Source organism: Shinella yambaruensis (assembly GCF_022899355.1).
GTDB lineage: Bacteria > Pseudomonadota > Alphaproteobacteria > Rhizobiales > Rhizobiaceae > Shinella > Shinella yambaruensis.
In genome coordinates this window covers 99,205-111,805 of sequence record NZ_JALJCK010000017.1, presented here as the reverse complement: position 1 = coordinate 111,805, position 12,601 = coordinate 99,205, and the positions used below count along the sequence as shown (strand labels likewise).

At 62.9% G+C, this 12,601-nt stretch carries 14 protein-coding genes; 9 read left to right on the top strand and 5 right to left on the bottom strand.

From position 1 onward, the window contains the following. Positions 1-117 precede the first annotated feature (117 nt). The gene (locus MUU56_RS29250; protein ID WP_244770798.1) at positions 118-855 is read right to left on the bottom strand and encodes a DUF3800 domain-containing protein; all 738 of its coding nucleotides are present in this window, start codon (positions 853-855) and stop codon (positions 118-120) included. A 153-nt stretch (positions 856-1,008) separates the two neighbouring features. Here MUU56_RS29250 and hisF point away from each other — a divergent pair, with 153 nt between their 5' ends. From hisF to coaA, 3 genes are read left to right on the top strand one after another with little or no spacing between them, the layout of a single operon-like run. Next, positions 1,009-1,785 (top strand): imidazole glycerol phosphate synthase subunit HisF, encoded by a 777-nt coding sequence (gene hisF / locus MUU56_RS29245; RefSeq protein ID WP_244770797.1) that lies wholly within the window; start codon positions 1,009-1,011, stop codon positions 1,783-1,785. A 10-nt stretch (positions 1,786-1,795) separates the two neighbouring features. Next, positions 1,796-2,116, top strand: coding sequence for a phosphoribosyl-ATP diphosphatase (locus tag MUU56_RS29240; RefSeq protein WP_244770796.1), 321 nt, complete (start codon positions 1,796-1,798; stop codon positions 2,114-2,116). Continuing rightward, on the top strand, positions 2,116-3,111 hold the full coding sequence (coaA, locus tag MUU56_RS29235) for a type I pantothenate kinase (protein ID WP_244770795.1): 996 nt from the start codon (positions 2,116-2,118) through the stop codon (positions 3,109-3,111). The genes MUU56_RS29240 and coaA overlap by 1 nt, the downstream gene beginning before the upstream one ends. Positions 3,112-3,175: 64 nt before the next feature. Here coaA and MUU56_RS29230 read toward each other — a convergent pair whose 3' ends face one another. The 4 genes from MUU56_RS29230 to MUU56_RS29215 all read right to left on the bottom strand — a co-directional run bounded on the left by MUU56_RS29230 (position 3,176) and on the right by MUU56_RS29215 (position 6,595). Beyond that, positions 3,176-3,793: an alpha-ketoglutarate-dependent dioxygenase AlkB family protein gene (locus MUU56_RS29230; protein ID WP_244770794.1), complete on the bottom strand. Its 618-nt coding sequence runs from the start codon at positions 3,791-3,793 to the stop codon at positions 3,176-3,178. Positions 3,794-3,799: 6 nt separating this feature from the next. Next, positions 3,800-4,315 carry a peptidoglycan-binding protein LysM gene (gene lysM / locus MUU56_RS29225; RefSeq protein ID WP_244770793.1) on the bottom strand — a complete coding sequence of 172 codons (516 nt, stop codon included), beginning with the start codon at positions 4,313-4,315 and terminating at the stop codon, positions 3,800-3,802. Between the two features lie 107 nt (positions 4,316-4,422). Next, positions 4,423-4,857 (bottom strand): alternative ribosome rescue aminoacyl-tRNA hydrolase ArfB, encoded by a 435-nt coding sequence (gene arfB / locus MUU56_RS29220; protein WP_244770792.1) that lies wholly within the window; start codon positions 4,855-4,857, stop codon positions 4,423-4,425. A 127-nt stretch (positions 4,858-4,984) separates the two neighbouring features. Further along, positions 4,985-6,595, bottom strand: a complete 1,611-nt coding sequence (locus tag MUU56_RS29215; protein WP_244770791.1) for a phosphoenolpyruvate carboxykinase — start codon at positions 6,593-6,595, stop codon at positions 4,985-4,987. A gap of 312 nt (positions 6,596-6,907) precedes the next feature. Between MUU56_RS29215 and MUU56_RS29210 the strand changes: the two genes are divergently transcribed. From MUU56_RS29210 to ahcY, 6 genes are all read left to right on the top strand, one after another. After that, positions 6,908-7,639, top strand: a complete 732-nt coding sequence (locus MUU56_RS29210; protein ID WP_064332010.1) for a response regulator transcription factor — start codon at positions 6,908-6,910, stop codon at positions 7,637-7,639. 97 nt (positions 7,640-7,736) lie between these two features. After that, positions 7,737-9,533, top strand: coding sequence for a sensor histidine kinase (locus tag MUU56_RS29205; RefSeq protein WP_244770821.1), 1,797 nt, complete (start codon positions 7,737-7,739; stop codon positions 9,531-9,533). A gap of 202 nt (positions 9,534-9,735) precedes the next feature. Next, positions 9,736-10,197: an HPr kinase/phosphorylase gene (locus MUU56_RS29200; RefSeq protein WP_244770790.1), complete on the top strand. Its 462-nt coding sequence runs from the start codon at positions 9,736-9,738 to the stop codon at positions 10,195-10,197. A 150-nt stretch (positions 10,198-10,347) separates the two neighbouring features. Then, positions 10,348-10,749, top strand: coding sequence for a PTS sugar transporter subunit IIA (locus tag MUU56_RS29195; protein ID WP_244770789.1), 402 nt, complete (start codon positions 10,348-10,350; stop codon positions 10,747-10,749). A gap of 15 nt (positions 10,750-10,764) precedes the next feature. Further along, positions 10,765-11,037: an HPr family phosphocarrier protein gene (locus MUU56_RS29190; RefSeq protein WP_064332007.1), complete on the top strand. Its 273-nt coding sequence runs from the start codon at positions 10,765-10,767 to the stop codon at positions 11,035-11,037. A gap of 155 nt (positions 11,038-11,192) precedes the next feature. Beyond that, positions 11,193-12,593, top strand: coding sequence for an adenosylhomocysteinase (ahcY, locus tag MUU56_RS29185; protein ID WP_244770788.1), 1,401 nt, complete (start codon positions 11,193-11,195; stop codon positions 12,591-12,593). The last annotated feature ends 8 nt before the right edge of the window (positions 12,594-12,601 follow it).

The following is a 12,601-nucleotide window of genomic DNA, read 5'->3' as shown; positions in this document are numbered from 1 at the left end:
TCGCGTTTGTCAATATAACCTTGACGTTCGCAGTTTGTTCGACTATATTTAGATTAAATGGACAGGGGGTTGTTCCCAGTCGGCGTCTGGCCTCGGTTTATCCGAGGCCTTTCGCTTTCAGGGAAATGTTTTGAGCCCGTAGCCTTTCACCAGCCCTGTTGCACTTCTGCGAAACTTACGCTGGATGATGTCATAGGCCCGGTTCGGCTGATTTGGGCGCAGTTCGGCCAACCCAATCGGGCGGGCGATCAAATCAGAAATCTGAAGTCCGCTTGAATTCGCCGCTTTATCCAGAAACTGGATATCAAGGCAGTTGATCTTTATTCCCTTAAAGTTTCCGCCATCACAGATTCGGCGAAACTCCAGTTCTATCGAAGCGTCTTCCTTTTTTCCCCGCCTCTCAAATATGCAGTATGTTGTGCGTTCGGCCTGTCCTTTTTCGATGAGGAAGCGGTGGAGACGTTCAAGGCAAAACTGCAAACTCATCTCATAAGGATTGTCCGGCGTCCTGTATCGCCCGTTCAATTTTTCTTTATTGATAACCGTTGCGATCACAGTGAACTCCGACTCGCTGATGAGCGTGTTCACATCACTGTGGAATCGAGCGCGCTTTTCTTCATTCTGCAGAAACTTGAAAGGCACCTGCTGCTGCCGAATCTCGCGCTCATGAAACACCACCGCATCATGGCCAAACCAGCGGAACTTCAATCGCTGAAAATTAGGCACTGTGTGTGTGACATAGCTTTCTTTTTCGAATATGCAGAACGCCAAAACAAATATCGGATAGTGCGGGGATATTTGCGCGAGATTGTGATCCCCACTTTCGTCGATGTAGACAATGTAGTCACTAAACATTCGCCTGGCCCACTACAATCAGCGCGAGAGTAGCAGATACAATATGACCCACAAAGCCCGTGTCATCCCCTCCCTCGACGTGAAGGACGACCCCCGACGCCCGCCGCCGCAGCGCGGCGAGGACGCGCAAAGCAAAAAGAAGGAGGCCGTCCTTTGACTCTCAAGGCCCGCGTCATCCCCTGCCTCGACGTGAAGGACGGCCGTGTCGTCAAGGGCGTCAGCTTCGTCAATCTGGTCGATGCCGGCGATCCGGTGGAATCGGCAAAGGCCTATGACGCCGCCGGGGCCGACGAACTCTGCTTCCTCGACATCACCGCCTCCTCCGACAACCGCGACACGATCTTCGACGTCGTGGCCCGCACCGCCGACCATTGCTTCATGCCGCTCACCGTCGGCGGCGGCGTGCGCTCGGTCGCCGATATCCGCAAGCTGCTGCTTGCCGGGGCCGACAAGGTGTCGATCAACTCGGCCGCCGTCGCCAATCCGGATTTCGTGGCGGAAGCCGCCGACAAGTTCGGCAACCAGTGCATCGTCGTCTCGATCGATTCGAAGAAGGTTTCGCAGGAAGGCGAGGAAGACCGCTGGGAGATCTTCACCCATGGCGGCCGCAAGCCGACCGGCATCGACGCCGTCGCCTTCGCGGAAAAGATGGTGGAGCGCGGCGCGGGCGAACTGCTGCTCACCTCGATGGACCGCGACGGCCAGAAGGGCGGCTACGACATCGCGCTGACCCGCACCATCGCCGACCGCGTCTGCGTGCCGGTCATCGCCTCGGGCGGCGTCGGCACGCTCGACCACCTCGTCGAGGGCGTGCGCGACGGGCATGCGACGGCGGTGCTCGCCGCCTCCATCTTCCACTTCGGCACCTACACCGTCGGCGAAGCCAAGCGCTACATGGCCGAGCATGGCATCGCCATGCGGCTCGACTGAGGAGAGGCACATGAGCACCTTCACCCTTGCCGATCTCGAACGTATCGTCGACGCCCGCGCCGCGGCCGATCCGTCGGAAAGCTGGACGGCGAAGCTCGTTGCCGCCGGACAGCAGAAAGCGGCAAAAAAGCTCGGAGAAGAGGCCGTCGAGACCGTTATCGCCGCGATCGAGGGCGAAAAGGCCGCCTTGACGAGCGAAACGGCCGATTTGCTCTATCATCTGATCGTCGTATTGAAAATCGGCGGCGTCCCGTTACAAGATGTCATGGGGGAGCTGGAGCGGCGGACAAGCCAGTCCGGCCTAGCGGAGAAGGCCAGCCGGAAGAGTTGATGATCCAGGCAGTGCGCGACAAGAACCAGACGGATATTCCGGACGATTTCGGCAATCACGACTATTCTCCCTACCGCTTCTTCCCGGCAGACGAATGGGCGCGCTTCCGCGCCGATACGCCGCTGACGCTGACCGCCGACGAGGTGCAGCGGCTGCGCTCGCTGGGCGACCCGATCGATCTCAACGAGGTCAGGCGCATCTATCTGTCGCTGTCGCGTCTGCTGTCGGCCCATGTCGAATCCTCGCAGATGCTCTTCGAGCAGCGCAAGCGCTTCCTCAGCCTCTCGGACGAGGCGAAGACGCCCTATGTCATCGGCATCGCCGGCTCGGTCGCGGTCGGCAAGTCCACCACGGCGCGCATCCTGATGGAACTGCTGTCGCGCTGGCCGTCCAGCCCCAAGGTCGACCTCGTGACGACCGACGGCTTCCTCTATCCGAACGCCGTGCTCCAGCGCGAGAACCTGATGGAGCGCAAGGGGTTCCCGGAAAGCTACGACATCGGCGCGCTGCTGCGCTTCCTCTCGGCCATCAAGGCCGGCAAGAAGGACGTCAAGGCACCGACCTATTCGCACCTCACCTATGACGTGCTGCCCAACACCTTCCGCACCATCGACCGGCCGGACATCCTGATCTTCGAGGGCATCAACGTCCTGCAGTCGCGCAACCTGCCGGCGGACGGCAAGATCGTGCCGATGGTCTCCGATTTCTTCGATTTCTCGATCTATATCGACGCCGAGGAGACGCTGATCCATGCCTGGTACGTGGAGCGCTTCATGCGCCTTCGGGAAACCGCCTTCCGCAACCCGGATTCCTATTTCCATCGCTACGCGACGATCAGCGAAAAGGAAGCGCTTGCGATCGCGGAAAACCTCTGGCGCAACATCAACCTGAAGAACCTGCACCAGAACATCCTGCCGACCCGCCCGCGCGCCGACCTCATCCTGCAGAAGGGCCGGAACCACCTCATCGAGACGGTGGCGCTGCGCAAGCTCTAGCTGTTTTAACGCAATTCCGGACGCAAAACCGCTTCGCACTTTTGCTGGAATTGCTCCAAGCCGGCTACGGATTGACCCGGCGAAGCGTCAGGTTGATGCGCCCGGCATTCTTCAACAGCGTCGACGTGCCCGGATAGATCCGGTCGACCCCGTGAAAGATCAGCCGGCTTTCGCCGCCGAATACGAAGACGTCGCCGCTCGCAAGGCGGAACGACCGTGTCGGATCGCTGCGTGAAACACCGCCGACACGAAACAGGCACTGGTCGCCCAGCGAGACGGACACGACGGGCGCGGCAAATTCGGTCTCGTCCCGGTCCTGGTGCAGGCCCATCCTGGCGTCCGGATCGTAGAAATTGACGAGGCAGGCTTCCGGCGGCTTCTCGAAGCCGGAAGCCTCGTTCCACAGGGCAAGAAGCGCATCGGGAATGGCGGGCCAGGGACGGCCGGTCTCGGGATGGGCCGGCTGGTAGCGGTAGCCGCCCGCCTTGTCCGTCACCCAGCCGAGCGGGCCGCAATTGGTCATGCGCACCGACATCGGCTTGCCGGTCCTCGGCATGCGCGGCACAAAGAGCGGCGCTTCAGCCACGACCTGCCGGATGGCGGCGACGAGGGCTTCCTGCGCCGGACGGTCGAAATGGCCGGGGAAATAGCGGAGCCCCGGGGCGAGACCGCGCTCAGCCATGCGCGCTCACGCTTCCGCCAGGTCCGGGATGCGCAGCACCTGGCCGGGATAGATCTTGTCCGGATGGGACAGCATCGGCCGGTTGGCGTCGAAGATCAGCATGTGCCTGGCGCCCTTGCCCTTGCCGTAGTGGGATTCGGCGATCTTCCAGAGATTGTCGCCCTTCTTGACCGTGTAGAGGGTCGGCGCCTGTGCGGGCGCTGCGGCCTCAACCAGTGCGGTCATGTCGGCCTGGCCAGGCTTGAGGCCGGAATCGGCCGGCACGACCTTGAGGTCGGCGGCCTCCACCCTGGAAATGCCGAGTGTGTTGCCGACGGCGATCACCGCCTTCTCGAAGGCCGTCTGGTCGGCCACGACACCCTTCAGCACGCATTTGTCGCCCTCGACGGAGACTTCGACATTCTGCGTGCCGAGATCGAAGGAATCGAGCTCCTTCTTGACCGCCGCCGCTTCCGGCGCTTCGTCGTCGCCACCGATGCCGAGCTTCTTGCCGGCGGTCTTGATGAAGCTGAAGAGACCCATGGCTACCTCCCTGGTCTTCCTGCCTGGTTTTCCGAACTAAAGCAGAGCCCTTCCGCAAAGGAAAGATTCCGTTTCACGCTCATCGGTAAACGGCCGGGTTGCGGCAATCATTCGCCGCCTGGCTTGGCCCGCATGCGCTTGACGTCCGACCGGCCCGACTTTTCCTTGAGCCGGCGTTCGACCGAACCTTTCGTCGGCTTCGTCTTCTTGCGCACCGGCGGCGGCGGTTCGGCCGCCTTGAGGATCAGCTCCTTCAGCCGTTCACGCGCATCCTCCCGGTTGCGCTCCTGGCTGCGGAAGCGGTTCGCCTCGATCATCAGCACGCCGTCCTTGGAGACCTTGCGGCCGGCCAGCCTTTCCGCATTGGCCTTCACCCGATCGGTGAGCGAGGGCGAGTTGCGCAGGTCGAAAAAGAGCTGCACGGCCGTCGAGACCTTGTTGACGTTCTGCCCGCCCGGACCGCCCGCCAGCACGAACTGCTCGGTCAGCTCCCAGCCGGCGATCGTGATGGAACTCTTGATGTAGAGGGGGGTGCTGGCCATGGAAATTCCTTTCCCGGCCGTTTTAACCGGCACCGGGCAAAACGGGAAGCCGCCGCCAAAGACGAAAACGCAGACGAAAAACCCGGCCTCAAGGGCCAGGTTTCACGTGAATCATCGCCGATGCACCTTATTCGGCAGCGACCTTCAGGCCCGGCGCGGCATCGCGCACGCCGCCGTCCACATGGTCCTCGAACTTCTCGAAGTTCGCAATGAACATGTCGACGAGCTTGCGGGCCTGCTTGTCATAGGCAGCGCCGTTGGCCCAGGTCGAGCGCGGGTCGAGGATCTTCGTATCGACACCCGGCACCGAAACGGGGACCTGGAAGCCGAAATTGTCGTCGCGGCGGAAGAGCGCGTCCTTCAGGGAGCCGTCCAGCGCGCTGGCGAGCAGGGTGCGCGTCGCCTTGATCGGCATGCGGCGGCCTTCGCCATAGGCGCCGCCCGTCCAGCCGGTGTTGACCAGCCAGCAATCGACGCCGTGCTCGGCAATCAGCTCCTTCAAAAGGTTACCGTAGACCGCCGGATGGCGCGGCATGAAGGGCGCGCCGAAGCAGGTCGAGAAGGTGGCTTCCGGCTCGGTCACGCCGCGTTCCGTGCCGGCGACCTTGGCGGTGTAGCCGGAAAGGAAGTGGTACATGGCCTGGTCGGGCGTCAGCTTGGCGATCGGCGGCATGACGCCGAAGGCATCGGCCGTCAGCATGATGATCGTCTTGGGATGCGGCGCGCGGCCGGTCTCGCTGGCATTCGGGATGAAATCCAGCGGATAGGCGCAGCGGGTGTTTTCCGTCAGCGAGCCGTCGTTGAAATCCGGAACGCCGTTGGCGTCGAGCACAACATTCTCCAGAACGGAACCGAAACGCTGCGTCGTCGCGTAGATCTCCGGCTCGGCCTCGGCCGAAAGGCGGATCGCCTTGGCGTAGCAGCCGCCTTCGAAGTTGAAGATGCCGTTTTCGCCCCAGCCGTGCTCGTCGTCGCCGACCAGCGTGCGGTTCGGATCGGCCGACAGGGTCGTCTTGCCGGTGCCGGAGAGGCCGAAGAACACGGCCGCGTCGCCATCCGGGCCGACATTGGCCGAGCAGTGCATCGGCATGACCTTTTCCGAGGGCAGCAGCCAGTTGAGCACGGTGAAGACCGACTTCTTCATCTCGCCGGCATAGAAAGTGCCGGCGATCAGCACGATGCCGCGCGTCAGGTCGCAGGCGATCATGGTTTCCGTGCGGGCGCCGTGGCGCTCCGGATCGGCCTTGAAGGTCGGCAGGTCGATGATCGTCAGCTTCGGCACGAAGGTCGCAAGATCCTTCTCTTCCGGGCGGATGAGCAGGTTGCGGATGAACAGCGAATGCCAGGCGAGTTCCGTGACGACGCGGGTCGGCAGGGCGTAATCGGCATCGGCGCCACCGACGAGATCCTGCACGAAGAGGTCGCGGCCGGCCGCATGGGCCAGCATGTCGGCGTGCAGCACATCGAAATGCTCGCGCGAGACGGCCTTGTTGTTGTCCCACCAGATGGCGCCCTCGGTGTTTTCGTCGCGCACGACGAACTTGTCCTTGGGCGAGCGGCCGGTGTGCTGGCCGGTGAGGGCGCGAAGGGCGCCATGGGCCGTCTTGACCGCTTCGCCGCGACCGAGGGCCTCTTCATAGAGAGCCTCTGCTGCAAAGTTGTACCGGACCGTGCCGTCGGTGTGGATACCCATCGCGGTGAGCCCCTGAGCGGGGTTGCGAACGCCAAGTTCCTGCATGGTCCAGTTTTCCTCCAAGGCGACAAGACTGGTGTGAATTTTGCGGGAACCTAATGCGCGGCTGTCACAAAGACAAGAGGAAAATAGAAATTAGGCAATGATATCAATTAATTAATCGATTTAAACAATTATGTGACTTTTTTAATCGTTTGAATAATCGATTTAAAAATGACTCGGCCGGCCGGCCCGAAACGTCTCCCTTTATCTTCGCCACAATTTGTTCCACCTTTACCCCCAGGAAGGCGCATCACATCCAGGACAGGAAACGATCCGAGGTCGGGAAAGGCGCCGATGAATATGGAGACTAGCAGGATGCAGACGATCGCACTCGTTGACGACGACCGGAATATTCTGACATCCGTGTCGATCGCTCTGGAGGCCGAAGGCTACAAGGTGGAGACCTATACGGACGGCGCCTCGGCGCTCGACGGCCTTCTTGCCCGTCCGCCGCATCTTGCGATCTTCGACATCAAGATGCCGCGCATGGACGGTATGGAACTGCTGCGCCGGCTGCGCCAGAAATCCGATATCCCCGTCATCTTCCTCACCTCGAAGGACGAGGAGATCGACGAACTGTTCGGCCTGAAGATGGGCGCGGACGACTTCATCACCAAGCCGTTCTCGCAGCGCCTGCTGGTCGAGCGCGTCAAGGCGATCCTGCGCCGGGCCTCGAGCCGCGAGGCCGCCGCCTCCGCCGGGGCCGCCGGCAGCACGGCGAAGGCCGGGGAAGTGGCGGCCCGCTCGCTGGAGCGCGGCCAGCTCGTCATGGACCAGGAGCGCCATACCTGCACCTGGAAGGGCGAGCCGGTGACGTTGACCGTGACCGAATTCCTCATCCTGCATTCGCTGGCGCAGCGCCCCGGCGTGGTGAAGAGCCGCGATTCGCTGATGGACGCGGCCTATGACGAGCAGGTCTATGTCGACGACCGCACCATCGACAGCCACATCAAGCGGCTGCGCAAGAAGTTCAAGATGGTCGACACCGACTTCGACATGATCGAAACGCTCTACGGCGTCGGCTACCGGTTCCGCGAGACCGCATAACGCGATTTCGCTTGCATGGACCGCGGCGGCGATGGCATGCCGCGGTCAGGCGGCACCATGCCGCCGGCATGAAGGATGAAGCCGCTTGTTGCAGACAATGTCGGAAAAAGACGGGCCGGAAAAGGATGGGGAAGACGTCGAGGGCCGGCCCGCGCCGCGATCCCTGCGCCGCCGCTGGACCCATCCCTTCACGCTCGCCCGGCGCATCTTCGGCAACGCCGTCTTTTCGAGCCTGACGCGCCGCATCCTGTTCTTCAACCTCGTCGCGCTCGTCGTGCTCGTCGCGGGCATCCTCTATCTCAACCAGTTCCGCGAGGGGCTGATCGATGCACGCGTCGAGAGCCTCCTGACCCAGGGCGAGATCATCGCCGGCGCGATCTCCGCCTCCGCCTCCGTCGACACCAACTCGATCACCATCGACCCGGAAAAGCTGCTGGAACTGCAGGCCGGCCAGAGCATCACGCCGCTGCCGAACGACGAGGACCTCGAATTCCCGATCAATCCGGAGCGCGTCGCGCCCGTGCTGAGAAGGCTGATCTCGCCGACCCGCACCCGCGCGCGCATCTATGACACGGACGCCAACCTGCTGCTCGATTCGCGGCACCTCTACACGCAGGGCCAGGTGCTGCGCTTCGACCTGCCGCCAGTGGAGCCGGAGAGCACCAGCCTCATCGAGCGCATGAACGTCTGGTTCAACCGCATCCTCCAGCCGAGCAACCTGCCGCAGTACAAGGAAGCGCCCGGCGGCGACGGCTCGATCTATCCGGAAGTGATGAACGCGCTGACCGGCGTGCGCGGCGCGGTCGTGCGCGTCAACGACAAGGGCGAGCTGATCGTCTCGGTCGCCGTGCCCGTGCAGCGGTTTCGCGCCGTGCTCGGCGTCTTGCTGCTCTCCACCCAGGCGGGCGACATCGACAAGATCGTCCATGCCGAGCGGCTTGCCATCATGCGCGTCGCGGGCGTTGCCGGCCTCGTCAACATCGCGCTGTCGCTGCTGCTCTCCAGCACCATCGCCAATCCGCTGCGCCGGCTTGCGGCGGCGGCGATCCGCGTGCGGCGCGGGGCGAAGGAGCGCGAGGAAATCCCCGACTTCTCGGTGCGCCAGGACGAGATCGGTAACCTTTCCATTGCGCTGCGCCAGATGACCAACGCGCTCTACGACCGCATCGACGCGATCGAGAGCTTTGCCGCCGATGTCAGCCACGAGCTGAAGAACCCGTTGACCTCGCTGCGCAGCGCCGTCGAGACGCTGCCGCTCGCGCGCACGGACGAATCGAAGAAGCGCCTCCTCGACATCATCCAGCACGACGTGCGCCGGCTCGACCGCCTGATCAGCGACATCTCGGATGCGTCCCGTCTCGATGCCGAGCTTGCCCGCAGCGATGCCCGCACCGTCGACCTCGAAAAGCTGCTCGGCGACCTCATCGACATTTCCCGCCAGGTCAACACGCGCAAGAAGCCGGTCACCCTCGATTTCGTGGTGGACCGCAAGGACAATCCGAAGGCGAAATTCGAGATATCGGGCTACGAGCTGCGCATAGGCCAGATCGTCACCAACCTCATCGAGAATGCCCGCTCCTTCGTGCCGGATCCCGGCGGGCGCATCGTCGTGCGCCTGTCGCGCGGGCGGAACGACCGCTGCATCATCCAGGTCGAGGACAACGGCCCCGGCATCCAGGCGGAAAACATCGACCGCATCTTCGAGCGGTTCTACACGGACCGCCCCGCCACCGAGGATTTCGGCCAGAATTCCGGCCTCGGCCTTTCCATCTCGCGGCAGATCGCCGAGGCGCATGGCGGCACGCTGAAGGCCGACAACATCGTCGACAAGGCGACCGGGGAACTGGCCGGCGCCCGCTTCACGCTGTCGCTGCCGACCGGCAACCAGAAATGAGCGGGGTTTCGCAGGCAAAGACGAGACCTGCGGGGAGAGCCGCCCCTCATCCCGCTGCCGCGACCTTCTCCCCGCGTGCGGGGAGAAGGGGCAAGAGGCGGAATTTTCCTTTCACGACAAGGGTCATTGTCTTGGGAAGCCCAGGCAGCACCCCCCTTCTCCCCGCCTGCGGGGAGAATGTCGCGGCAGCGGGATGAGGGGCATGCCGAACGCAGCGCCCGTCAACCTCCATGCCACCGCCATCGTCATCGGCACGACGGGGCTTCTGTTCGTCGGTCCTTCCGGCACCGGAAAAAGCGCCGTCGCGCTCCACTGCATCGAGGAGGCCCGCGCTCGCGGCCTTTTCGCCGCCCTGATCAGCGATGACCAGGTTTTCATCACCGAAGCGAACGGCCGGCTCATCGCGCGTGCACCCAAAAGCATCGCCGGCCTGGCGGAGATCCGCGGGGCCGGGATCGTGCCGGTGGGGACGATCGAAGCGGCCGTTCTGACCCGGGCGATCCGGCCGATCGAACCGCCTTTCGCCGAGCGCCTGCCGCCGGAAGGGGAAACCGTCGCGGTCCTGCCGTCGTTCTTGCTGCCGCTTACCCGGCTGCCGCTCTTGCCCGGCGTGGGCGCTTTTTCGACCTTGGCCGCAATTCACCCGGAAATCCTGAAGAGTTGACCCCAAAAGCCCCGTCAAAAAGCGGAATCGGGCATTTTGGGCTTGCACTTGGTCTTTTCATTGACATGATGGCCACCCCAACGGTGGACGAAATTGCTGCATTGCGGTATTCCGCCGTCCGTTTGAGTTGGGAAACTGGAGCGACTGCTGATGATCGGACTGGTGCTTGTCACCCATGGCAAGCTTGCGGAGGAATTCCGGCACGCCCTTGAACATGTCGTTGGTCCGCAAAAGGCGATCGAGACCGTCTGCATCGGCCCCGAGGACGACATGGACCAGCGCCGCCAGGATATCCTGGAAGCGGTGATGAAGGCCGACCAGGGCCATGGCGTCATCATCCTCACCGACATGTTCGGCGGCACCCCCTCGAACCTCGCCATTTCCGTGATGAGCGGCGACGGCATCGAGGTGATCGCCGGCGTGAACCTTCCCATGCTGATCAAGCTTGCCGGCATCCGCAGCGAGAACAACATGGAGAAGGCGCTGATCGACGCCTCCGAGGCCGGCCGCAAATATATCAACGTGGCAAGCCGCGTCTTGAGCGGCAAATAAGGTTCTCCGCCCTCCATGACCGTCTCGAAAGAGCTCCTCATCATCAACAAGCGCGGCCTGCACGCCCGCGCCTCGGCGAAATTCGTCCAGACGGTCGACGGCTACGACGCCGAGGTCACCGTCTCCAAGGACGGCATGACTGTGGGCGGTACCTCGATCATGGGGCTGATGATGCTCGCCGCCAGCCCCGGCTGTTCCGTGCTGGTGACGGCGGTCGGCGCCCAGGCCCGCGAGGTGCTCGATGCGCTCGATGCGTTGGTGGCCGATCGTTTCGGCGAAGAAATGTAGGCCACGTGTCGATATAAGGATATAAAGACTTCTTTATATCCTGTTGCTCCAGCCAGCGTTTCCTGATAGGAAGCGCCATCACGAACAGGATCTGTTCGTTCCACGCATGTGCGCAGGCATCTTCACGACGCACGTGCCAAAAGGCTGGAGACCCCATGACCACCACGCAGGACTACCACGTTGCCGACATCGCGCTCGCCGATTTCGGCCGCAAGGAAATTCAGATCGCCGAAACGGAAATGCCGGGCCTGATGGCCTGCCGCGAAGAATTCGGTGCGTCCAAGCCGCTGAAGGGCGCACGCATCACCGGCTCGCTGCACATGACGATCCAGACCGCCGTGCTCATCGAGACGCTGGTCGCGCTCGGCGCGGACGTGCGTTGGGCCTCGTGCAACATCTTCTCCACGCAGGACCACGCCGCCGCCGCGATCGCCGCCGCCGGCATCCCGGTCTATGCCGTGAAGGGTGAGACGCTCACCGACTACTGGGAATACACCGACAAGATCTTCCAGTGGGCCGATGGCGGCTTCTCCAACATGATCCTCGACGACGGCGGCGACGCCACCATGTACATCCTGCTCGGCGCGCGCGCCGAAGCCGGCGAGAACGTGCTGGTGAACCCCGGCTCGGAAGAAGAGGAAATCCTCTTCGCGCAGATCAAGAAGCGCCTCGCCGCCTCCCCGGGCTGGTTCACCAAGCAGCGCGACGCCATCAGGGGCGTGACCGAAGAGACCACCACCGGCGTCAACCGTCTCTACCAACTCCAGCAGAAGGGCCTGCTGCCCTTCCCGGCGATCAACGTCAACGACTCGGTCACCAAGTCGAAGTTCGACAACAAGTACGGCTGCAAGGAATCGCTGGTCGACGGCATCCGCCGCGGCACCGACGTCATGATGGCCGGCAAGGTCGCCGTGGTCTGCGGCTATGGCGACGTGGGCAAGGGCTCCGCCGCCTCGCTGCGCGGCGCCGGCGCGCGCGTGAAGGTGACGGAAATCGACCCGATCTGCGCTCTCCAGGCCGCCATGGACGGCTTCGAGGTCGTGCAGCTCGAAGACGTCGTCTCCACCGCCGACATCTTCATCACCACCACCGGCAACAAGGACGTCATCCGCCTCGAGCATATGCGCGAGATGAAGGACATGGCGATCGTCGGCAATATCGGCCACTTCGACAACGAGATCCAGGTCGCCTCGCTCAAGAACCTCAAGTGGACCAACATCAAGCCGCAGGTCGACATGATCGAGTTCCCGAAGGGCAACCGCATGATCCTTCTGTCGGAAGGCCGCCTCTTGAACCTCGGCAACGCCACCGGCCACCCGTCCTTCGTGATGTCCGCCTCCTTCTCCAACCAGGTCCTCGCCCAGATCGAGCTCTTCACCAAGGGCGAGATCTACAAGAACGAGGTCTACGTGCTGCCGAAGCAGCTCGACGAGAAGGTCGCCCGCCTGCACCTTGCCAAGCTCGGCGCGCGCCTGACGGAACTCTCCGATGAGCAGGCCGGCTATATCGGCGTGACGACCCAGGGTCCGTTCAAGGCCGAACACTACAGATACTGATCCTTACC